This window comes from Nigerium massiliense (assembly GCF_000826085.1).
GTDB lineage: Bacteria > Actinomycetota > Actinomycetes > Propionibacteriales > Propionibacteriaceae > Propioniciclava > Propioniciclava massiliense.
Genome location: NZ_CCYM01000002.1, coordinates 879,971 through 902,432, shown reverse-complemented (window position 1 = coordinate 902,432; position 22,462 = coordinate 879,971). Strand labels below are relative to the sequence as shown.

General features: G+C 71.8%; 18 protein-coding genes and 1 pseudogene. 12 read left to right on the top strand and 7 right to left on the bottom strand.

Going from position 1 to position 22,462, the window contains the following annotated elements; translation table 11 throughout:
- The first annotated feature begins 11 nt into the window (after window positions 1-11).
- Window positions 12-1,094 carry an AbrB family transcriptional regulator gene (locus BN1187_RS05585; protein ID WP_040159425.1) on the top strand — a complete coding sequence of 361 codons (1,083 nt, stop codon included), beginning with the start codon at window positions 12-14 and terminating at the stop codon, window positions 1,092-1,094.
- On the opposite strand, the gene BN1187_RS05580 is transcribed toward BN1187_RS05585, so the two are convergent.
- Both BN1187_RS05580 and BN1187_RS05575 read right to left on the bottom strand, forming a co-directional pair.
- A complete protein-coding gene (locus tag BN1187_RS05580) occupies window positions 1,095-1,817 on the bottom strand; it encodes a PIG-L deacetylase family protein (RefSeq protein ID WP_040159423.1) in 723 nt (240 codons plus the stop codon).
- Window positions 1,818-1,893: 76 nt separating this feature from the next.
- Window positions 1,894-3,939 (bottom strand): dipeptidyl-peptidase 5, encoded by a 2,046-nt coding sequence (locus BN1187_RS05575; protein ID WP_040159421.1) that lies wholly within the window; start codon window positions 3,937-3,939, stop codon window positions 1,894-1,896.
- A gap of 56 nt (window positions 3,940-3,995) precedes the next feature.
- On the opposite strand from BN1187_RS05575, the gene BN1187_RS05570 reads away from it, so the two are divergent.
- The 6 genes and pseudogenes from BN1187_RS05570 to BN1187_RS05545 all read left to right on the top strand — a co-directional run.
- Complete coding sequence (locus BN1187_RS05570) at window positions 3,996-4,709, top strand: ATP-binding cassette domain-containing protein (protein WP_082034513.1); 714 nt, start codon at window positions 3,996-3,998, stop codon at window positions 4,707-4,709.
- A gap of 1 nt (window position 4,710) precedes the next feature.
- Entirely contained in the window at window positions 4,711-7,392 is a 2,682-nt protein-coding gene (locus BN1187_RS05565) for a YhgE/Pip domain-containing protein (RefSeq protein WP_040159419.1), read from the top strand.
- 38 nt (window positions 7,393-7,430) lie between these two features.
- Complete coding sequence (locus BN1187_RS14235; protein WP_040159417.1) at window positions 7,431-8,054, top strand: TetR/AcrR family transcriptional regulator; 624 nt, start codon at window positions 7,431-7,433, stop codon at window positions 8,052-8,054.
- A 75-nt stretch (window positions 8,055-8,129) separates the two neighbouring features.
- A complete protein-coding gene (locus BN1187_RS05555) occupies window positions 8,130-9,485 on the top strand; it encodes an MFS transporter (protein ID WP_052462327.1) in 1,356 nt (451 codons plus the stop codon).
- Between the two features lie 2 nt (window positions 9,486-9,487).
- Window positions 9,488-11,851, top strand: coding sequence for an ATP-dependent DNA ligase (locus tag BN1187_RS05550; RefSeq protein WP_040159415.1), 2,364 nt, complete (start codon window positions 9,488-9,490; stop codon window positions 11,849-11,851).
- Window positions 11,848-12,156, top strand: a pseudogene (locus BN1187_RS05545) (aminoacyl-tRNA hydrolase); the annotation flags it as partial. The gene BN1187_RS05550 and the pseudogene BN1187_RS05545, both read left to right, overlap by 4 nt.
- 150 nt (window positions 12,157-12,306) lie before the next feature.
- Here BN1187_RS05545 and otsB read toward each other — a convergent pair.
- Window positions 12,307-13,128 carry a trehalose-phosphatase gene (gene otsB / locus BN1187_RS05540; protein WP_235750598.1) on the bottom strand — a complete coding sequence of 274 codons (822 nt, stop codon included), beginning with the start codon at window positions 13,126-13,128 and terminating at the stop codon, window positions 12,307-12,309.
- Between the two features lie 65 nt (window positions 13,129-13,193).
- On the opposite strand from otsB, the gene BN1187_RS05535 reads away from it, so the two are divergent.
- Window positions 13,194-14,618, top strand: a complete 1,425-nt coding sequence (locus BN1187_RS05535) for an alpha,alpha-trehalose-phosphate synthase (UDP-forming) (RefSeq protein WP_040160116.1) — start codon at window positions 13,194-13,196, stop codon at window positions 14,616-14,618.
- 6 nt (window positions 14,619-14,624) lie between these two features.
- On the opposite strand, the gene BN1187_RS05530 is transcribed toward BN1187_RS05535, so the two are convergent.
- Together BN1187_RS05530 and BN1187_RS05525 are read right to left on the bottom strand one after the other, a co-directional pair.
- Entirely contained in the window at window positions 14,625-15,677 is a 1,053-nt protein-coding gene (locus BN1187_RS05530) for a lactonase family protein (RefSeq protein ID WP_040160114.1), read from the bottom strand.
- Between the two features lie 136 nt (window positions 15,678-15,813).
- Entirely contained in the window at window positions 15,814-16,020 is a 207-nt protein-coding gene (locus BN1187_RS05525) for a cold-shock protein (RefSeq protein ID WP_040159411.1), read from the bottom strand.
- Between the two features lie 275 nt (window positions 16,021-16,295).
- On the opposite strand from BN1187_RS05525, the gene BN1187_RS05520 reads away from it, so the two are divergent.
- Complete coding sequence (locus BN1187_RS05520; RefSeq protein WP_052462326.1) at window positions 16,296-17,423, top strand: MerR family transcriptional regulator; 1,128 nt, start codon at window positions 16,296-16,298, stop codon at window positions 17,421-17,423.
- On the opposite strand, the gene BN1187_RS05515 is transcribed toward BN1187_RS05520, so the two are convergent.
- Window positions 17,384-18,166 (bottom strand): HEAT repeat domain-containing protein, encoded by a 783-nt coding sequence (locus BN1187_RS05515; protein WP_052462325.1) that lies wholly within the window; start codon window positions 18,164-18,166, stop codon window positions 17,384-17,386. The two genes, BN1187_RS05520 and BN1187_RS05515, sit on opposite strands and share 40 nt — an antisense overlap.
- Before the next feature lie 99 nt (window positions 18,167-18,265).
- Here BN1187_RS05515 and BN1187_RS05510 point away from each other — a divergent pair, with 99 nt between their 5' ends.
- Window positions 18,266-18,946, top strand: a complete 681-nt coding sequence (locus tag BN1187_RS05510) for a hypothetical protein (RefSeq protein WP_040159409.1) — start codon at window positions 18,266-18,268, stop codon at window positions 18,944-18,946.
- A gap of 14 nt (window positions 18,947-18,960) precedes the next feature.
- Entirely contained in the window at window positions 18,961-19,185 is a 225-nt protein-coding gene (locus BN1187_RS05505; protein ID WP_040159407.1) for a hypothetical protein, read from the top strand.
- Between the two features lie 109 nt (window positions 19,186-19,294).
- Here BN1187_RS05505 and BN1187_RS05500 read toward each other — a convergent pair whose 3' ends face one another.
- Window positions 19,295-20,086: a DUF3152 domain-containing protein gene (locus tag BN1187_RS05500; protein ID WP_052462324.1), complete on the bottom strand. Its 792-nt coding sequence runs from the start codon at window positions 20,084-20,086 to the stop codon at window positions 19,295-19,297.
- A gap of 363 nt (window positions 20,087-20,449) precedes the next feature.
- On the opposite strand from BN1187_RS05500, the gene BN1187_RS05495 reads away from it, so the two are divergent.
- Entirely contained in the window at window positions 20,450-21,901 is a 1,452-nt protein-coding gene (locus tag BN1187_RS05495; protein ID WP_040159405.1) for a DUF222 domain-containing protein, read from the top strand.
- The last annotated feature ends 561 nt before the right edge of the window (window positions 21,902-22,462 follow it).

Below are 22,462 nucleotides of genomic sequence, written 5' to 3'. Positions count from 1 at the left end.
ACCCTGGCGGGGTGAACCAGCCCCAGCCGAACCGATCCGCAGCGCGCGTCGCGGTGGCCTGGCTGGTGGTGCTGGCCGCGTCCGCGGGCGTCAGCGCGCTGATGCGCCTGCTCGGCCTGCCCTCGCCCGAACTCTTCGGCGCGCTCTTCGTCTCGATGACCTACGCCGTCTCCGGCCTCGGGCCGTCCCTCACGGTGCCCGGCCCGGTCTCGGCGCTCGGGCAGGGACTCATCGGCGTGAGCATGGGCTCGCTGATCCAACTCGCGACGCTGCAGGCGCTGGGCACCCACGCGGCCGTCATCATGGCGATCAACGTCGCGACGCTGCTGGCGAGCCTGCTGATGGGACACCTGTTCAGCCGGTTGAGCCACGTCAGCGAGGCCACCGGGGCGTTCTCGCTGATCGCGGGCGGGGCGTCCGGGGTGACGGCGATCGCGCGCGAGTTGGGCGCCGACGACCGCATCACCGGCGTCGTGCAGTACCTGCGCGTGCTGATCATCCTGGTGGGGATGCCGATCGTGACGACCGTGATCTTCCACCCCGCGAGGCAGCCGGGCGCGGCGCCGGGCGCGACCGATGTGCCGCTGGGGATGTCGCTGGTGTACGTGGCGATCTCGCTCGCGGCCGGCGGATTGGTGACGCGGCTGACGCACTTCCCCGCGGGGTGGCTGCTGGGGCCGCTCTTCGTCGCCGGAGCGCTGTCCACGTGGGGCGTCCTCGGGCCGACGGGGGTGCCGCCGCTCCTGGTGTCGCTCGCCTACGCCGTCGTCGGGCTCCAGGTCGGCACCCGGTTCACGCGCAGCAGCCTCGCGCAGGTGGGCCGGCTGCTGCCGCTGGCGCTGGCGATGATCGTGCTGATCGTCGCCGTGTGCGCCGGGTTCGGGCTGTGCCTGTCGGCCGTCACGGGCCTGCCGAGGCTCGACACCTACCTCGCCACCACGCCCGGGGGGCTGTACGCGGTGCTGGCGACCGCCGCCGAGAGCGGCGCGGACGTCACCTTCGTGCTCGCGGTGCAGGTCATCCGGCTGATCCTGGTGCTGTTCTCCGCGCCGTTCCTCGCCGCCTTCTACCGCCGGCGCGGCCGGGTCACCTGATCAGGCCGGCAGCACCCGGAACGCCACGGCGCGCTGGACGCCGAGGGCGCGGCCGCCCCCGGCGAGCAGCATCGGGATGAAGTCGTCCGGCTTCGGGTGGTCGGGCAGCGCTTCGAGGTAGACGCGGTGGCTGCTGAGCGACTCGATGCCGGCCCGCTCGTCGTCCGTTCCGACCTCCACCCCGTGCGTCGGCTCGGCGGCGCCGGCGACGAGGATGCTCGTGGCGCTCCAGGCGGGCAGCCCCTCGAACTCGGCGAGCTCGCGGAAGACCCAGCCGTTGGCGGCGTCCCGGGTGGCGTCGATCGCGGCGAGCCCGGCGACGCGGTGATCGGCCTGGTTGAAGGAGCCGTAGGCCTCGACGTCGAAGTTGGCCGTGACGACGGCGTCCGGCCTGATCCGGCGGATCTCGCGGGCGATGTCGCGACGCAGGTCGAGGCCGCCGACGAGCATCCCGTCCGGGTGGTCGAGGAAGGTGAGCGACACGACCCCGGCGGCATCGCAGGCGGCCTGCTGCTCGGCCCGGCGCGCGGGCGCGGTCTGCTCGGGCGTCATGGTCGCGATGCCGGCCTCGCCGTGGGTGAGGAGCAGATAGTGCACGGCCACGCCCGCGCGCGACCAGGCGTGTACGGCCGCGGACAACCCGTACTCCGCGTCGTCGGGGTGGGCCACGACCACCAGCACCCGCTTCCACGACCGCCACTCGAGTTCGGCCAGCTCAGCCATGACTCCCCCTTCGCCGTCGGCCCGTCGGACGACGCGTCTCAGTCCAACGCATCCGCGCCGCCCGATCAAGGCCGCGCTAGCCGGTGCGCAGTTCCAGCGCCGGGACGTCCGGCGGCGTGAAACCGAAGACCTGCCCGTAGAAGCTCAGGGACGCCTCCGCGGCGCGGACGATCGTCTCCGCCTTGCGGAACCCGTGCTGCTCACCTTCGAACAGCAGGTAGGCGTGCGGGATGCCCTTCGCGGCGAGCGCGTCGCGGAACATCTCCGACTGGCTCGGCGGGACGATGCGGTCCTCGTCGCCCTGCAGCAGCAGCACCGGGCAGTCGAGTTCGTCGACGTGGTTGAGCGGCGCGCGCTCCGCGTACAGGTCGGCGCACTCGGGATAGGGGCCGACCAGCCCGTCCACGTAGCGGGACTCGAAGTCGTGGGTGTCCTTGACGAAGTTCTCCAACTCGGCGACGCCGAAGCTCGAGACGCCAGCCGAGAAAGTGTCGGTGCGGGTCAGGCAGGCCAGCGTCGTCCAGCCGCCGGCGCTCCCGCCCTCGATGCCGAGCCGGTCGGGGTCGGCCAGGCCTTCGGCGACGAGGTAGTCCATGACGGCGACCGTGTCGGCGACGTCCACGACGCCCCACTGGCCCTTGAGCCGGTCGCGGTAGGCGCGTCCGTAGCCGGCGGAGCCGCCGTAGTTGACGTCGACGACGCCCAGCCCGCGGGACGTGTAGTACGCGATCGGCAGCTGGAGCGTCGGCATCGCCTGGGACGTCGGGCCGCCGTGCACCTTCGCGATGACCGGCGGGCGCTCCCCGTCGGGTCCGGTGACGACGTCGTTGTGCGGCGGATAGTAGATCGCATGGACGACGCCGCCCTGGGCCAGCGGCACCTGGAGCGCGCGGGGCGTCGGCAGCACGACGGGATCGGGGGCGTCCGAGCGGGACGATCGGACGAGCCGCAGCGGGCTGAGCGCCGGGGCTTCCCCGCCGAGGAGGTCGGCCACGAAGACGGCGCGGAACCGGGTCGGGGACGCCCCGACCAGCGCGATCCGACCGTCGCCGACGTCACCCACGCGTAGATCGGTCAGCGCCTCCTCGCCCTCGGGGGCGGCGTGCAGCGGATGCACCGCGCCGGAGTCGACGTCGAGCACGACGAGTTGCCGGGAATCCGTGCCGACGGATGCGAGCAATCGGCCCGCGCCGAGCACGTGGTAGGACGTGGTGCCGATCGACCACATCGGCTCGGCCCACTCCTGCTCGGCGTACGGTGAGCCCGCCGCCAGCACGGCCCGGACGCCGACCCGGGTGCTCCAGACCGCCGGGTTCCACCAGCCGGACGCGTCGCTGACGAAGGCGAGCCGCTCCGCGTCCAGCCACTCGGGCTGAAGAACGGACGTCTGGGCGTCGCCGGCGATCACCTCGCCGGGGCCGTCGGCGACGCCGTCGCGCAGGGCGGCGACGTGCAGCTCGGTGCCGTCCCAGGGCATCTGGGGGTGCTCCCAGGAGGTCCAGGCGATCCGGGAGCCGTCGGGGCTGACGCGCGGGAACGCGACGAACCGGCTGGCCGGCGTCACGCGGCGGATCTGCGACGCGTCCTGCGCGGCCGAGCCATCCAGCGGGACGGCCGCCACGTAACGCTCGATCCCCGCGGCTCCCGTGTGGTCCTCGCAGACCCACCAGACCTCGCGCGACCCGTCGGCGGCCGTGACCGGCGTCGGGCACACCCAGCGCAGCGACGGCCCGTGCGCCGACTCGACGTCGGGCCCCTCGGGGGTCAGCGGACGCGGCTGGGCGCCCTCGGCGAACGCGTAGACGCGCTGATCGGCGAAGTTCACGAACAGCACGACGGGGCCGCCGGGCACATCGTCGAGCACCGTCCAGGCGGCGCCTCCGTATTCGTGCACCCGCGACCGGGCGTTCCAGGGCTCGGGCAGCACCGTGTGCGGGACGCCGCCGTCGCGGGCCGCCGCCGCTTGCCGGACGATCGCCTGCCGGCCGCCCTCGGCCGCCACGCCTTCCGCCCACCACAGCGCGTCGCCGACGAAGCGGGGCACACCGAGGGAGTTGCCGCCGACCGCGAGGGAGCGCGCGCTGATCGGGGACGTCCAAGAACCGTACGGGAGCGTCGTCATGCCCCCACCCTAACCTCGATTTGTTTCTGAACTGACTGGTCAGTATAAATAGATTCATGGCAACAAGAGCTCCGGACATGCGCCCCGCGATCGTCGCGCGCGAACTCGCGCTCGTCGGTGCCCGTGGGCCAGTCTACGGCCCGGTGTCGCTGGAGGTCCCGCGCGGCTGGCTGGTCGCGCTGGTGGGTCAGCAAGGCACCGGCCGGACGTCCCTGTTGCTCACGCTCACCGGACGCATGCGGTTCACCTCCGGCACTCTCTCCGTCCTCAACCACAAGCTCCCCCACGGACGCCGCGACGTGCAGTCCCACTGTGCGATCGCGGGGTTCGACGGCATCGACATCCTCGATGAGGGCCTCACCATCGGCGAGCTCACCACGGAGCGCGCGGCGCTCAGCGTCCCGCTGTGGCGGCGTCCGCTGCGCTTGGACGACCCCGAGATGGCCCGCCTCGTCACGACGGCCTTCGGCCCCGAACCGCCCGCGTGGGACACCCGCGTCTACGAGATCACCCCGCTGCAGGCACTGCAGGTACGGGTGCTCCTCGCCCTCATCGGCCACCCGGCCATCCTCGCGGTGGACAACGTCGACTCGATCCTCGAACCCGAAAGCCAGCGCGAGGGCTGGCGCACGCTGCAGCGCGCCTGCGCGACGGGTCTGACGATCGTCGCCTCGTCCGCCGGCACCACCGCCATCCCCGGCGATGTGTCGACGCTGCTCCTTCCCGAGCCCGGCGCGACACCCCGCCACCTCGTCCTCGAGGAGTCCTGACATGCGTTTCCTTCGCTTCGGAACCGAACTGCGCCGCTTCGGCCGGCACCCCATGACCCGCGCCGCGATCGTCGTGGCGTGCCTGATCCCGCTGCTCTACGGCGCCCTCTACCTGTGGGCGTTCTGGAACCCCACCGGCAACCTGCAGAACCTTCCGGTCGCGCTCGTCAACGCCGACCGTGGCGCCACAACCTCGGACGGCGAGCACCTCGACGCCGGCAAGAAGGTCACCGACGAACTGGTCGATCGCCGCGACCTCGACTGGCACGTCACTACACAGACCGATGCCCAGCAGGGCCTCGAGGCCGGCCGCTACTACGCGGTCCTCACCATCCCGGCCGACTTCTCCAAGGCCGTCACCACCGCCGGCACCGAGCACCCGGTCGAGGCGCCGCTGCGCGTCACCTACGACGACGCCAACGGCTACACCGCCCGGACGATCGTCTCGTCGGTCCTGCGTGAAGTGCGCACGGCGGTCAGCGACTCCGTCGGCCACGACATGGTCGACAAGCTGCTCGTCGGCTACGGCGACATCCACGCGGGGGTGACGAAGGCGGCCAACGGGGCTCACGACCTCGCGACCGGCGCCGGGGACGCCCACCAGGGTTCCGCCAAGCTCGCGGACGGCTCGGCCAAGCTGGCCGACGGGGCCGACACGCTCGCCTCGGGGCTCACGGACGCGCACTCGGGTGCCACCAGGCTCTCCGACGGCGCGGGCACCCTGGCCGACGGCGCCAAGGCGGCCAACGACGGCGTCCAGAAGCTCAGCGCCGGCCTGCCCGCGCTGGCGTCCGGTGCGACCACCCTGTCCGACGGCCTCGGCCAGGCGTCCTCGGGCGCGAACCAGCTCGCGGACGGCGCCCGCCAGGTCTCGGACGGGGCGAACAAGCTCGCGACCGGGCTCCCGGCCGCCCAGTCCGGCGCCAACCAGCTCGCGGACGCCTCCGGCCGCCTCGCTGCCGGGGCGCGCACCGCCAGCACCTCGGCGGGCCAACTCGCCTCCGGCGCCCGCCAGGTCTCCGACGGCGCGAACAAGCTGTCCCAGGCGGTGTCCGCTGCCCCGGGTGCCGCCTCCCAGCTGGCTGACGGCGCGCAGCAGGTCTCCGACGGCGTGGCCGTCTTCGACAAGGCCGCGACGGCCATCGACAACCGCGTCGGCGACCTCGGCGCGGGTGCCGCCAAGGTCTCCACCGGCGCCGACCAGGCCTCGGCCGACGCCGCCAAGCTCGCCGCCGACCTTGCGGCCGCGGCCAAGACGAACCCCGACCTCCAGCCCTACGCCGACCGTGCGGCTCAGGTCGCCGCCCGCGCCGGACGCGTCGCCACCGCCGCGGACACCCTCCGCGACGCCGCCCCGCAACTCACCACCGCGATCAAGACCGCGACCGGCCAGGTGCACCAGTTGGCCGACGGCGCCCAGCGCGTCGCCGCCGGCAACCGCAAGCTCGCCACGAGCCTCGCCCAGGCCGTCCCGGCGACCCAGCAGCTCGCCGCCGGTGCCGCCAAGGTGTCGGACGGGGCCGACCGGCTCTCGTCCGGCCTCGGCACGCTGGCCGACGGCGCCGACCAGCTCTCGGCCGGCAACGCCAAGCTCGCGTCGAGCCTGACCGACGCCGTGACCGGCTCCCGCCAGCTGGCCGACGGCGCCAAGACCGTCGCCGACGGCAACGCCACGCTGGCGACCAAGCTGGGCCAAGCCCGCGACGGCGCCTCCCAGCTCGCCTCCGGCGCGACGGCGGCGTCCGACGGGGCCGCCCAGCTGGCCGCGCGCATGCCGCAGCTCAGCGACGGCGCCGCGCAGCTCAGCTCCGGGGCGGCCACGCTGGCCGACGGGCTGGCGAGCGCCGACACCGGCTCCCACACCCTCGCCACGAACGCTCACAAGCTGGCCGACGGCGCTGCGTCCCTGAACGACGGCCTGGCGAAGCTCGACGACGGCGCCCACCAGCTGGCCAACGGGCTGGCGAAGTCGGTCAAGGACATCCCGAACTGGTCGAAGGACGCCGAGAAGGCGAACGCCGACGTCATGTCCAGCCCGGTCAGCCTCGATTCTGCGTGGCTGCACCAGGCGGAGGGCGTCGGCGAGGGCATGGCGCCCTACTTCATCGGGCTCGCGCTCTACGTCGGTGCCCTCATCATGTGGATGCTGCTGCGCCCCCTGTCCCAGCGCTCGCTGGCCGCGCCGGTCTCGGCGACCCGCGTCGTGCTGTCGAACCTGATGCCGGCCGCGGTCATCGGCGCCGTCCAAGTCGCGCTGCTGCTCGGCACGCTGATGGCTGGCCTGCACATGAAGCCGAACCACCTCATCGCCGCTTGTCTGTTCGCGTTCGGCGTCTCGTTGGCGTTCATCGCGCTGCAGCAGTCGCTCAACATCTGGCTCGGGACCTCCGTTGGCCGGCTGGTTGTGCTGATCCTGCTGATGCTCCAGCTGACGTCGGCCGGAGGCACGTATCCGATCGACACCTCGCCGGGGTTCTTCCAGGCCTTGCACGCCGTGCTGCCCATGTCCCAGGTCGTCAACGGGCTGCGCGAGGCGATCACCGGCGACTTGAACCCGCTGTTCTGGGGCGCCGCCGCCTACATCGCGACACTCCTCATCGTGTCCATCGTGGCTTCGGTGTTGGGCGCCGCGCGCAGCCGCGTCTGGACGATGACGCGTCTCCACCCGGCGGTGCAACTGTGAGCCTGCGACCGACCGTGACCCCGAGGAGGACCCCCACCGTGACCGACGGACGCAGCGCCCGCCGCGAGGCGTCCCGAAGCGCGATCCGGCACGCTGCCGTCGAGCTGTTCGCCGACCAGGGCTACACCGGCACCTCCATGGACCAGGTCGCCGAGCGCGCCGGCGTGAGCAAGGGCACGATCTTCTACAACTTCGGCTCCAAGGCCGAGATGTTCGCCCAGATCGTCGAACAGGAGTCGGGCGAGATGGCCGGCCGGGTCGCGGACGCCGTCGCCGGGCGACACGGCTGGGCAGCCCTCGAGGCGGCGACGCTGGCGATCATCACCGCGGTGGACGCCCAGCCCGCCCCGGTCCAGATCTTGCTCACCGAGCTCTTCCGCCGCGACCGGCCCTGGGCGGACACGCTGGCCCGGGCCCGCGAGACGCTGCTGACCCCGCTGATGGCGATCCTGCGCGAGGTCGCCGTCGAGCGCCGCGACGCCGGGCTCACCGACCGGCCGCCAGGACGCGAGATCACCGAGAGCATCGCCGCGTCCGTGTTCGGCGCCCTGGCCGTCGCCGCGCTCGACCGCTCCGCGTACGCCGCCGACCGCAGCATCGCCGACATCCACGCCGGCCTGCTGCTGGCCATCTCGGGGCTGAGCGCCTCCGGCCAGCACTGACGGATTCGTCAGAGTTCTACCCGGGTGATCGTCAGATGGACTAGTTTTGCCGCAGCCCAGCGCCCGAGGAGCCCCATGCCCACCGCCCAGAATGCCGCGTCCCCACACCCGACACAGGACGCCCTGACTCGCGCGGAGCGCCTCGACCGGCTCCCGTTCACCCGGCAGCACGGCAAGCTCCTCGTCGGTTCCGGCCTCGGTTGGGCGCTGGACGCCATGGACGTCGGCCTCATCTCGTTCGTCATGGCCGCGCTCAGCCGCCAGTGGCACCTGAACGACGTGCAGCTCAGCCTGATCGGCTCCATCGGATTCATCGGCATGGCCATCGGCGCCAGCCTGGGCGGCCTGCTCGCGGACAAGCTCGGACGCCGCCAGGTCTTCGCCGCCACCCTGCTGATCTACGGCCTCGCCACCGGGGCGTCCGCGCTCGTGGCGTCCGTGACCGCCCTGATGGTGCTGCGGTTCATCGTCGGGCTGGGGCTGGGCGCCGAGCTCCCCGTGGCGTCCACCCTGGTCAGCGAGTTCGCGCCGACGCGCATCCGCGGCCGCATGGTGGTGGCGCTGGAGGCCTTCTGGGCGGTCGGCTGGATCCTGGCCGCACTCATCGGCTACTTCGTCATCCCGGCCGGGGGTGCGAACGGCTGGCGCTGGGCGCTGGGGGCCGGCATCATCCCGACGATCTACGCCGTGGTGGTGCGCTTCGGGCTGCCCGAGAGCGTCCGGTTCCTGGAGTCGAAGGGTCGCGACGCCGAGGCGGAGGCCTCCGTGCGCGCCTTCGAGTCCTCCGCCGGAGTCGAGCCCGTCCCCACGCGGGAGCCCGAGGCGTCCGTCGTCGAGGCCGCGGAGTCGATCTGGTCGCCCACCTACCGCCACCGCACCCTCGCGCTGTGGATCGTGTGGTTCTGCATCAACCTGAGCTACTACGGGGCGTTCATCTGGCTGCCGTCGCTGCTGATCAAGTCGGGCTACACGATGATCCAAAGCTTCGAGTACACGCTGATCATCACGCTGGCGCAGATCCCCGGCTACGCGGCGGCGGCGTGGCTGATCGAGGTGTGGGGACGCCGCACCACCCTGGCCGTCTTCCTCGCCGGATCGGCGGTTTCGGCAGCGCTCTTCGGCGCCGCGACCAACCCCACGACGATCATCGCCGCCGGCTGCGCGCTGTCGTTCTTCAACCTCGGCGCCTGGGGGGCGCTCTACGCGATCGGGCCCGAGCTGTACCCGACCCGCGTGCGCGGCACCGGCACCGGCGCGGCCGCCGCCTTCGGGCGCATCGCGTCGATGATCGCCCCGCTCATCGTGCCGTGGCTGGTCGGCTCCGGCGGGCACCCGCTGGTGTTCGGGGTGTTCGCCGCGTCCTTCGGGCTGGCCGCCGTGTCGGCGCTCCTGCTGCCCGAGCGCGCCCATCGGGCCCTCGAGCAGACGTAGCCATGGCCGCGAACTCTGCGTCGGTGCGGGTCGAGGGCCGCTCGGTCAAGGTGACGAACCTCGACAAGGTGATGTACCCGGCGACGGGAACCACGAAGGGCGACGTCATCGGCTACTACCAGGCCGTCGCGCCGTGGCTGGTGCCGCACCTGGCTGGCCGCCCCGTCACGCGGAAGCGCTGGGTGCACGGCGTCGGAACGGCGAAGGACCCCGCCAAGCCGTTCTTCCATAAGAACTCCGATGACCGCTCCACGCCCGAGTGGGTGCTGCGCCGGACCATCGAGCACAAGGACGACGACGCGTCCTATCCCCTGGTCAACGACACGGCGACGCTGGTCTGGCTGGCGCAGCTGGCGGCGCTGGAACTGCACGTCCCGCAGTGGCGCTTCGACGACGACGGGGCGCGGCTCAACCCCGACCGGCTCGTCCTCGACCTCGACCCGGGCGAGGGCGCCGGCCTCGACGAGTGCGTGGAACTCGCCCACCTCATCAAGGAGGTGCTCGACGGCATCGGCTTCGTCTCGGTCCCGGTGACGAGCGGCAGCAAGGGCATCCACCTCTACGCGGGGTTGGACGGCCACCTGACGTGCGCGGAGGCGTCCGAGCTGGCCCACGAGCTGGCTCGGTCGCTGGAATCGTTGCGCCCCGACCTGGTCGTCAGCGACATGAAGAAGGAGCTTCGCGGCGGCAAGGTGCTGCTCGACTGGAGCCAGAACAACGGCAACAAGACCACGATCTCGCCGTACTCGCTGCGGGGACGCGAGCGCCCGACGGTCGCCGCTCCACGCAGGTGGGACGAGATCGAGCCCGGCCTCACCCAGCTCGACTTCCACGAGGCGCTTCGGCGGCTCGAGAGCCTGGGCGACCCGCTGGCCGTCCTGCTGCCGGACGCCGAGGACGCCTCGGCCTCCCCCGACCGGCTGGCCACCTACCGGTCGATGCGGGACGCGGCGATCACCCCCGAGCCCGTGCCGGACGCGCCCCCCACGCCCGGCGACGGCAACTCGTTCGTCATCCAGGAGCACCACGCCTCGCGGCTTCACTACGACTTCCGGCTCGAGCACGACGGCGTCCTGGTGTCGTGGGCGGTGCCGAAGGGGCCTCCGCTCGAGGCGGGAACGAACCGGCTGGCCGTCCAGACCGAGGATCATCCGCTGGAGTACGGCTCCTTCGAGGGGACGATCCCGTCCGGCGAGTACGGCGGCGGCACCGTGACGATCTGGGACGCCGGCACCATCGAGGTCGAGAAGTGGCGCGACGGCCGCGAGGTGATCGCCACCCTGACCGGACGCCCCGGCGGCGGCCTGGGCGGCGTCCCCCGGCGATACGCGCTGATCCACACGGCGCACGGCGACGCGGAGAAGAACTGGCTCCTCCACCTGATGGAGCCTGCCGAGGACACCGCGGAGGCGTCCGAGCCGGAGCACCTCCCTGTCATCGAGCCCATGCTGGCCACCCCGGCGACCGCGGCCGACGTCACCGGGGACGACTGGCACTTCGAGGTGAAGTGGGACGGCTACCGCGCGATCGCGACGGTCGGCGGCGGGGCGGTGTCGTGGCGCAGCCGCGGCGGCATCGACCTGTCGGCGAACTACCCCGAGCTCGCCGAGCTGGGACCGCTGCTGGCCGGGCGCGAGGCCGTCCTCGACGGGGAGATCGTCGTCCTCGACGACCAGGGCCGCTCCCGGTTCGAGCTGCTGCAGAACCACGGCACCGGCGCCCACGCGGCGCACTACATGATGTTCGACCTGCTGTTCCTCGACGGACGGTCGTACGTCCGGCGCCCTTACGTCGAGCGGCGCGCCGCCCTGGAGGAACTGGTGGGCGATGGCGGCGAGCACGTCCACGTACCGACGACGTTCGGCACCGATCGCGACACCGCCTTGGCCGCCAGCAGGCAGCTTCAGCTGGAAGGCGTCGTCGCCAAGCGCGCCGACAGCGTCTACCTTCCCGGACGCCGCGGCAGCGCCTGGCTGAAGATCAAGAACGTCCGCACCCAGGAGGTCGTGGTCGTCGGCTGGGCGCCCGGCAAGGGCGGACGCTCCGCCACGCTGGGCGGGCTGCTGCTCGCGGTCAACGGTGAGGACGGGCTGTCCTACGTCGGACGCGTCGGGAGCGGGTTCAGCGACAAGGCGCTCGTCGAGGCCCGCACGATGCTGGACGCGCGCGCCATCGACGCCGCCCCGCTCGACGGCGTCCCGCGGGCCGACGCCAAGGATGCGCGCTGGGTGACGCCCGAGCTCGTCGGCGAGGTGACGTTCAGCGAGTGGACGTCGACGGGCCGGCTGCGCCAGCCTGTGTGGCGCGGGTGGCGCCCGGACAAGGTGGCCGGGGACGTGGCGCGGGAGGAGGTGCCGGAGGGATGAGCGACGACCTGCGGCTGCAACCCGGTCCGGGCGTCCCGTCCGGCCTCGTCATCCCCGCCGGCGAGTTGACCGAGCGGTTCTCCCGGTCGTCCGGCCCGGGCGGGCAGGGCGTGAACACCACCGACTCCCGCGTCCAGCTCTCGTTCGACGTCGCCGGCAGCCCCAGCCTCACCGAGACCCAGCGCCGCCGGGCGCTGCGGCGGCTGACGGGTCGGCTGGACGACGGCGTCCTCACTGTCGACGCCTCGGAGGAGCGCTCGCAGTTCCGCAACCGCGCGGCCGCCCGCGAGCGGCTGGCGCAGGTGCTGCGCGCCGCGCTGGCCCCGCCCCAGCCGGCGCGCCGCAAGACCCGTCCGACCCAGGGGGTCGGTCGAGCGGCGCCTGGCCGGCAAGCACCGCCGCGCGGACGTCAAGCGCGGCCGCGGCCAGGTCCGCCCCGAGGACTGATCAGGCGATCAGGCGCCGAGCGCGTCGGCGAGGTCGTTCAGCAACGCCGCGACGCCGGGCGGCCCCGGCACCACGACGTCGGCCAACGCCACCAGGGCGTCCTGTTCGTCCGAGCCCGAGCAGATCAGCAGACCCTCGTAACCCTCCTCGCGCAGCCGGGCGATCGCCTCGAACGCGGCGACGTCGCCGAGGTCGTCCCCCGCGAAGATGATGGTCCTGGGCTGCACCTCGGCGACCAGCGCGCGGACGGCGTCGCCCTTGTCGGAGCCGGGTCCGCGGATCTCGAGCACGTTGCGTCCGGGTTCGACCAGCAGGCCGTGCCGCTCGGCGAGGCTGCGGATCGGCTGCTCCAACGTCGCGAACGCGCCGGCGGCGTCGGGCAGCTCGCGGGTGTGGACGCCGACCGACAGCCGCTTGTCCTCGACACGGGCGTTCGCCAGGCCGAGCTCGGCCAGGACCGCGGGCAACTCCGCCTTCACGCCGGCGATGCCCTCGGGCGGCTCGGGCTCGCGGTACTCGCCGGTGGCGGCGTCCCAGCGCTCCTGGCCGTAGAGGCCCAGCACGGACATCTCCGCAAGGCCGTCGTGCTTCTCGAACGAGCCGAGCTCGACCGCCTTACGGGCGACGCGTCCGGTGACCACGGCGATCTTGCCCAGCTTGGTGCCCAGCCGGTTCAGCGCCGCGACGGTCTCCGGTGCGGCGGACGCGGTGTCGGGGTCGGCCTGGATCGGCGACAGCACCCCGTCGAAGTCACTGCACAGCAGCGTGCTGGCCGGATCGGCCACGATCGCGTCCCAGGCGCGACGTCCGGTCTGAGTGGTGATGGTCACGATTCCCCTTCGGTCGGAGCGGAACAGCCTTCGCAACCCTAAGTTAGGAGGCGGAGGTGGACGATGTGAACAACGAGAGCAAGAGCAACCCCCAGGCTTCGTTCGTCGTGGTCGCCAACCGGCTGCCCGTCGAGCAGGTGACCAACGACGACGGCAGCACGACCTGGCGTACGTCCCCGGGCGGTCTTGTGACCGCGATGGAGCCGGTCATGAAGAACCAGGACGGCGCCTGGATCGGCTGGTCCGGCGCTCCCGGCGAGAAGCTCGACCCGTTCGAGGCCGACGACATCAAGCAGGTTCCCGTCGAGCTGTCCCAAGACGAGATCAACGAGTACTACGAGGGCTTCTCGAACGCGACGCTGTGGCCGCTGTACCACGACTCCGTCGCGTTCCCCGAGTACCACCGCGAGTGGTGGGACGCCTACGTGAAAGTCAACCAACGCTTCGCGGACGCCGCGGCCGAGGTCGCGGAGGAGGGCGCCACGGTCTGGGTGCAGGACTACCAGCTGCAGCTGGTGCCGAAGATGCTGCGCGACGTGCGCCCCGACCTGAAGATCGGCTTCTTCCTGCACATCCCATTCCCGCCCGGGGAGCTGTTCGGGCAGCTGCCGTGGCGCGAGCGCATCCTCGAGGGCCTCGCGGGCGCCGACCTCGTCGGCTTCCAGACGCCCGAAGGCGCCGCGAACTTCCTGCGGCTGCTGCGCACGCGTATGAACTACCAGGTGCAACGCGACACCTTCACGACGCCGGACGGCCGCCGCTCCCGCGCGCGGGCGTACCCGATCTCGATCGACGTGCAGATGTTCGAGGACCTGGCCCGCAGCCCCGAGGTCAAGGCCCGCGCCAAGGAGATCCGCGACGACCTGGACGCCAAGACCGTCTTCTTCGGCGTCGACCGGCTCGACTACACCAAGGGCCTGCGCCAGCGCATCCGCGCGTTCGGTGAGCTCTTCAAGTCGGGCGAGCTCGACGCCGACGAGGCCGTCTTCCTGCAGGTGGCGACGCCGTCGCGCGAGCGCGTCGAAGAGTACAAGCGCCTGCGCGACGACATCGAGCTGCTCGTCGGGCGCATCAACGGCGACATGGGGCGCATCGGTCGCTCCCCGATCACGTACCTGCACAACACGTTCCCGCGCTCGGAGATGGCCGCGATGTATCTGGCCGCCGACGTCATGGTCGTGACGCCGCTGCGCGACGGCATGAACCTGGTCGCCAAGGAGTACCTGGCCTGCCGGCCGAACAACGACGGCGCCCTGGTGCTCAGCGAGTTCGCCGGCGCTGCGCTGGAGCTCAAGCAGGCGTACATGGTCAACCCGTACGACATCAACGGGATGAAGAACACGACCCTTCAGGCCATGAACGACACCGCGGCGAACAAGCGGCGCCGCATGCGGGCGCTGCGCCGCCAGGTCGTCACCCACGACATCAAGAAGTGGGCGTCGGACTTCCTCGGCGACCTCGATCCCGATATGAAGCCCGACGAGGGCTGACCCGGGTCAGTCGTCCAGCGTAACCATCCGCACCCAGTTCGGCCCGTGGCCGCAGTGGGCGCCGTCGACCTCGACGAGCTCGCCGTCGGTGGCGATCGTGGTGAGGGACGCCTCCGTCGACTTCTCCCCGACCGTCACGACGTGCCGCCCGTCGGGGGAGACGCCGAAGCCGCGAGGCTGCTTCTCGGTGTCGGCCAGGGCGACGACGCCCTTGAGCGCGCCGTCCTCGTCGAGGGAGACCGTCGCGATCGTGCTCTCGCAGCGCTCGGAGCACAGCAGGTACGCCTCGTCGGCGGCCAGGTGCAGGTCGGCGCCCCAGATGAGGTGGTTCTCGACGGGGTCGGCGCCGAAGACGCTCTGGGTGAGGCCGCGGGTGGTGTCGAACGCCTGCACGGACTCCTGCCGGGTCAGCCGTCCGGACGCGTCGCGCTCGAACCGGATCGCCTCGCCGGTGAACTCGGTCATCAGGTAGGCGTTCGTCCCCGCCTCGTCCAGGATCAGGTGCCGCGGACCGGAGCCGGCCGGGGCGTCCGCGGTGGCAGGATCGAGCGGGCTGAGGGTGCCATCGTCGGCGAGGTCGTACTGGGCGATGAGGTCGGCGCCGAGCGAGACGTAGTAGGCGTTCGCCGAATCGGGGCTGGGGACGACGCAGTGCACGTTCGGGTACTCGATGCGGGCCGCCTGCTCGCCGACCGTGCCGTCGTCGCCGACGGGCCAGGTCCCACCGAAGCCGCCGCCATAAGACGCGCCGAGCAGCACCGTGCCGCCGTGCGCGAGGCTGAGGTAGGTCATCGCGTCGTCGACGGGGCGCACCGACTGGGCGGCGAGTTCGCCGGACTCGCGGTCGAGCTTGAGCGTGACGATCGCGGGCGTCTCGCCCTTGACGCCCGCGTAGACGAGGTCGCGGTCGGCGTCCACGGCGAACGTGGAGCTGGCGCCGTCCAGCGTGCTGGTGGCGAGGTGCTGCAGCGACGCGGTCGCCTCGTCCTCCACCGTGAGGGTGAAGGCGGCGATGGTCTCGTCACCGGGATTTGCGATCAGAACCAGGGTTCGAGTCATGCGCCCCATGCTAGGGCCTCGACGCCTGACTCCCGGTGCGGCAACCGGCGGCAACCCGCGCACAAAGACGACCGGCCGCCACCCCGAAGGGTGACGGCCGGTCGGTCAATACGGTTCAGTCAGATCAGCGCAATGATCAGCGAATGACGCTGATGTTGGCGGCCTGGAGCCCCTTCGGGCCCTGCTGCACCTCGTACTCGACCTTGTCGTTCTCGTTCAGCGAACGGAAGCCGGTGGAGTTGATCGCCGAGAAGTGGGCGAAGACGTCGGCAGAGCCGTCGTCGGGGGAGATGAAGCCGAAGCCCTTGTCAGCGTTGAACCACTTGACGGTACCGGTAGCCATTGATGTTTCCCTTTCTTGAGAAGGTTTGGCCCGACTATCGAGCCAATCCGGCGTTGCTCAAAACGTCTTCTCAAAAAAACCGCTACCTCCGCAGAGGTTTTACCGCCGTATCCTGCAAAGAACGAAATAAATCCAACACCTGATCTCAACCCTACACGATGTGGTCGCCGTGGGGAGCACTGCGTCGGGATTTAATCCCGCGTTCACCACACCGCGCTGACCAGGGGAGATATATGGAGACAATCGCATGTTTCCTGGCTCCCTATGCTCGGGGCATGGACGCTGACGGGTGGCTGCGAATCGGCGAGGTGGCCCGCCGCACAGGGCTGTCGGTGCGGACGCTCCGGCACTACGACGACCTCGGCCTGCTGGTGCCGAGCGAGCGGACGTCCGGCGACTACCGCCTCTACTCCCCCGGCGATGTGCGCCGGCTGCTGAACATCCAGCACCTCAAGTCACTGGGGCTGAGCCTGCCGGAGATCGCCGACGCGCTCGACGACCCGAGCTTCGACGCGGCCGAGACGCTCCAGCGGCACATCGAGCTGGTCCGCGACAGGCTGGCGGCCGAGCGCGAGTTGCTGCAGCGACTCACCCAGCTCGACCGGGCGGCCGAGGCGGGCTGGGCGGAAGTGCTGGACGTGATCGCCCTCACCGAGCGGCTGCGTCACCCGGAATCAAGCGTGCGGGTGCGCGCGGTGTTGGACGCCCCGACGTCCCTCCCGCCGGAGACGCTGGTGGGCCAGTTGGCGTCCGACCCGAGCGCAGACGTCCGCGAGGTCCTCACCTGGGCGGCCGGGCAGCAGGGCACAGCCCTCACCCCGCTCGTCGTGGGACGCCTCGACGACCCCGACCCTGCGGTGCGGCTGCAGATGGCGCACGTACTCAGCAAGCTGGGCGACCGATCCGCGGTGGGCGCGCTCACGGCGCGGCTCACCGACCCGGACCCGCTGGTCGCGGCCAAGGCGGCATTCGCCCTCGGACGCCTCGGCGGCCCGGACGCCGCTGTCGCGCTGGCCGGAAGACTTGGCCAGGCCGACCCCGTCCAGCGGGACGCGGTGACGTCGGCGCTCGCGCAACTCGGCCCGGACGCCGTCGCGCTGGTAAGTGCGGCACTGGGGTCGACGGATGCGGGCGTGCGTGAGCACGCCGCCGAGACGCTCGGAATGCTCGGCGACCCGGCGTCCGGGCCTGCGCTGGCGAGGCTGCTGGCCGACCCGGACGACGACGTGCGGTTCGCCGCCCTGCTGGCGCTGGGCCATCTGGGCGGCGGCGAGGCCGAGGCCGCGATCCGCGGTGCCGCGAGCAGCGGCGACGAGCGCGTCCGACTACTCGCGGCGCGGCTGCTCGCGGACGCCGAGCGGCGTCAGTCCTCGGCGCCGGGACGCGGCCCCGCCAGCAGCTGACGGGCCACGCCGGCGACGCGCTGGTCATCCGAGGCCGTGGCGGCCGTCAGGGCGTCGGCGGCAACCTGCCCGCCGAGCTGACCGAGCGCGCTCACCGCGGCGAGGCGCACGTCCTCGTCGGCATCGGCGAGCAGCCGGCCCAGGGCCTCCGCGGAGCCGTCGGCGTCCGGATGGCCCAGGTGGCCCAGCGCGTCGGCCGCGTGCTCGCGGACGTCCGCTGCCGGGTCGGCCAGCGCCGAGGTCAGCGCGGGGACGGCCGCCTCGCCGAGACGGGCGAGCGCGGTGCTGAGCGCGTCCCGCTGCTCGGTATCGCCGTCGCTGAGGCGAGCGACGAGCGTGTCGACCACCTCGGGACGTCCGGTCGCAGCCGCCGCGCGGTACGCCTTGACGGCGACCTCGGGGTCGTCGTCGGCGATCACGGCGCCCAAATGCCCGGCGACGGCGGGATCGCCCACCTTGCTGAGCACGTGCGCGGCCTGGCTGCGCACGGCGGGCTCGGGGCTCTGCAGGAGCTCGAGCACCCTGGGCAGCGCGGTGCCGATGTTCTGGACGACGGCCCAGGTCAGCGTCTCCCGCACGTTGAGGTCGCTCTCGGCGCCGAGCCGCTCGACGAGAGCCTCCGCGGCAGCCGGATCGGGCGTCGAGCCGAGGATCGTGGCCGCCCGGAAGCGCACATCGCGGTCGGGGTCGGTCAGCAGGCCGATCGCCCGCGTGGTCGGATTGGTCGTGGTGTTGTTGGTCATTGATGTCCACCTCCGTCGTAGACGCTAAACGCTCACGTTGCGTGAGGGTCAAATGGACCCTCCGAAGCTTTCACGACATGCGTCCCTTAGAATGGCGTCGTGGGCGAGGCGACCGACCTTGTCGGCCGGGAGGGGACCGTGATGACGCTCGTTGCCGCAGACGTGGCGCTGAGCGTCGCCGTCGTCGCGGCCGCGCTCGTTGTGGCGCTGCGGCCGAGGGGTCCCGAGGGGCGTCCCCGGCGCACCCCGGCGTCCCAGCCCACCTGGTTCGACGGATCTGACGGACGGCCGCGGGCCCGCACCGCCTCCCTCGCGTACCTCGGCTGGGCCCTCGTGCCGGTCCTGCCGATCGTGCTGGCGGACGGCCCCACCGACGTCGCGCCGCTGGGGCCCGGCGACGCGCCCTGGTGGGGGCTCGCGCTCGCCCTCATGGTGGTTCTCGGCGTCGTGGGACGGCGCATGGCCGACCGCACGCTGCGGCCGCTCAACCCGCGCGATCCCTGGCCCGTTCAGCGGATTGTGGCGGGTCGTCGCCTCGTGACCTGGGTGCATACCCACGGCCCGGTCGGCGCAGCGCCACTGGTCGCGTTCACCGCCTGGGGCTTCGTGGCCGAGGAGACCCGATTCTGGGCGGCCTGCGGAGGCGTCCTCACCGCGGTGATGCTGGTGGCGCTCACCTGGCCCGAGCGCGTCCCCCTCGCCCACGTCGCCGCCGGCCTCGAGAGAAACGGCGCCCGCATCGACCTCGCCGAGGTGCTGGCCGAGGTCGACGACGCCTGACCTAGACTCTGGTCATGCCCGAGACGCGCAAGCACCACACGACGTCGACCGACCCGATCACGCTCGCCGTCCGCGAGGCGATCGGTGGGGACGTCCGCCCCCAGCAGCCCGGCGCCGAGCAGGAGCACGCCGGCGACGACGCCCCGAAGCGGCCGAGCGAGCGCGGCACCCTGCCGTCCTCGACGCTCGGCGCGTTCACGTTCTCCGCGGCGCCCAAGCCGAAGCCGCGCGGGGAGTAGCGGGCGCGGAGCGCAGCGCCAGCTGCTTCACCCTCGCGCTCAGCCCTCTCTCCATCCCCCCAGGTCGAGACCTTCATTATGTCCCCCTGGCGTGCCGGCGGACCAGGCGTCAGTCGGACGTCCGGGGCCACGCGTTGGGCTGACAGCCGCCCAAGCTGATGCTCTGCTGCATCATCACGGGAGCGCGGCCGCCCTTCGTCGGGCAGGTGACGTGCCCGTTGCCGAGGAAGTGACCGACCTCGTGGTTGACCATGTACGCGCGGTAGTCGTCCAGGTTGTCGTAGGTCGGCGTCATGTAGCGCCAGCGGTCGGCGTTCAGGATCACGCGGTTGCCGGCGCGGCAGTTCCACTTTCCGCCGGTGTCCAGCGGGGCGCAGAGCTTGTCGACGGTCTTCGAGGAGACGAGGTAGATCGTGAGGACGCCCTTGCCCTCCTTGTCGACCAGCTTGAAGTTGTCCTTGCCGTAGCCGATCCAGCTCCGCTCGTCGTTGAGGGCCTTGTTGATCTGCTCGGCCACCGCGTTGACGTCGAGGTCGGTGAGGGACGTCTCGAGCTTGACCACATAGTCGTGGGTCGAGCGGGCCGGGCGAGCAGGGCCGGCCGTGAGCGTGTTGGCGGTGTATTTGCCGGTCGCGGGGGTGTCGGACGTCCACACCGACGTGCGAGCCTGCTCCGGGATCGACGAGGTCGGCGTCGGGGTCGGAGTCGGTGTCGCCTCTTGAGCCGCTGCCCCGGGGGAAGCCGGAACGACCGGCCCCCCAGGCTTCTGCGGCTGCGGGCGCAGGAAAGCGACAAGCAGGCCGATGATGACGGCCGCCACGACGATGACGGCGAGGCCGACGAGGCGCTGGCGCGGCTCGATCCCCTGTGACGATCCACGATCAGACTGAGCGGTCCGCATTGCCTCAGACTAAGCGACGTCCTGCCGATTTCCTGGCTGGACCCGCCTCCGGCCTCCCGCCTTCATGCGCCCCCCGGCGTCAACCATGGGTGACCCATCCCGGACGACTTCGCACTGGCCGACATCCTCCATCAGCAGCCCTCAGCCGCAGGTCAGCAACCCCAGGGACCTCACCTCGCCGCGCACAACCCCCATCGGGCCGCGATGGAGAACGGGCTGTTGGTCATCAGCCGACAGGTGCGCACCAGACCTCATCACGACTTCACGATCATGCCGCGACACGCCCAAACGTTGCGCGGCGAACTTATCAACAGAGTCAGGCTTCGTGCGGAAATTGTCAGAGTGTTCGATTATTCTGTGGGTATGGGAATCGAACTGGCAAGCTACGCCGACGCGGCGGCCGGTTACGCCTACGCCCTTGATCAGGCGCGGGCGGCGGAGGCCGCGGCGCTGCTTGCGCTGCTCGACATGTGTGATCGCAAGCACGTCGACGAGGCCGCGGTCATGCAGGGCGCCGAGCGGTGGGTGCAGGGCGGCGCCGACGGTACGCCGCGCATCGCCGAGTTCGTCATCGCGGAGATTGCCGCCCTCGCCGGCATCGGGCTCGCCGCCGCGGCGAGCCAGGTGCGGGACGCCCTGAACCTCCGCCACCGGCACCCTCGTCTTTTCCAGTTCGTCGTCACCGGCTCGGTGCGGGTGTGGCACGCCCTGCTCGTCGCGCGCGACTGCGCGAACGCCGGGCTCCCCGCCGACGCGTGCGCCGTCGTCGACGGCTGGTGTGCCCAGGCGCTCGCCCTGCAGCCCTGGGGCCGCGTGATGGGCCGGCTCTCCGAGTGGATCGTCCGGGCCGACCCCGCGCTCGCCGCGCAGCGGGCCGCTGACGCCGCGCGAACCCGCCGCCTCGACGTGCACGGCATCCACGACGGGCACTGCGATGTGTCCGGAAGGCTGGACGCGAGCGACGGGCTGGCCCTCGACTACGCGCTGGAGTCGCTCGCCGGCACCCTGGGGGACGGCGACAAGGACGCTCGCCGCGCCGCCGCGGTCGGGGTCCTCGCCCGCCAGGCGATCGGCCAGCACACCTTGCCGATGGGCGCCGACGGCGAGCCGACGTCGGTGGTGGTTCCACCGCGCCAGGCGACCCTCGTGGTCGAGGTGCGCGCCCCGGACGCTGCCCGCGGGTGCGTCCTCGACCCGGTCGCGCGGGTCGAGGGCTGGGGTCCTCTTCTCACCGATCACCTCGGACGCCTGCTGCGCGGCTGTCGCGTCACCGTCCGCCCCATGGTGACGGGAGCCACGGTGTCGCCGGTCGACTGCTACGAGGTTCCGGACGCGACGCGCTTCGCCGTCGAGCAGCGCAACCCGGTCGACGTGTTTCCGTTCGCGACGACGCCGTCTCGGCGCTGTGACCTCGATCACACCCGCCCCTTCGATCACCAGCACAAGACCGGGGCGGGCAAGACGCGTCCCGACAACCTCGGCCCGTTGTCCCGGTTCACCCACCGCGCGAAGACCCACGGCGGCTGGCTCCTCGAGCAGCCCGAGCCCGGACTGTTCGCGTGGCGCTCGCCGCTGGGTTATCGCTACCTCGTGACCGCCGCCGGGACGGTCCGGGTAACGCCCGAGCCCCGGGCCGGGGTGCCTGCCACGACCCCCGCGGCTTCCCTCGAGGCCAGACCCCTCCGTAGACGGCGACGGCCTCCTCGACCCACACGCCGTGCTCCACATCCGCGCCCACCACGTGGGATCACTCAACACAGTCGGCGAACAAAGTCCCGACGGAGTAGGCGCGCCCTGGTCCGGCGGCGGCCGTAGAGCCGGGCCGTCTGGTCAATTCGCCATTGCCTGACTTCGGCAGCGCTCGACGATCCGGTTTGTCCGGCACTCCTCGCCCCCTCGTCACTCACTCATCCGATGCCCGCTTGAGCGCCGCCAAGCTGGCATCGGGATTGCTCACTTCAGGGCCGGACACCGCGAAAGGGCCGGGCGCCGCGCTGGGATTAGCGCCGGCGCCGATGCACCGCGGAGATCGATCAGCCCGCGGCCGCGAAACCGCTGGAAGCTCGGCATGGAGGCCATGACCTGGCCACCCAGAGCGAGCCGGCGCCTGCGAGCGCCTACTTCGCCCGGAAGGACGTCCTCCCATGTGTTTCGGCGCGTACGTGAGCTTGCTTGGGCCAGGTTCCCGGTCACGGGGACGTCCCGGGATTTGGGGATATCCGCTCGGGCTACGGGGAATGGCTGGTGATCAGGCCGCCGAGCGGCAGCTGAGTGTCACGTTCGTGCCCGCCATCACATGTCACGCGGCTCGCATGGGACGCCACGGGTCCACGACGAACTGCGGCTCGGGAAGGGGGTCTTGTGTGGCCCCCGATG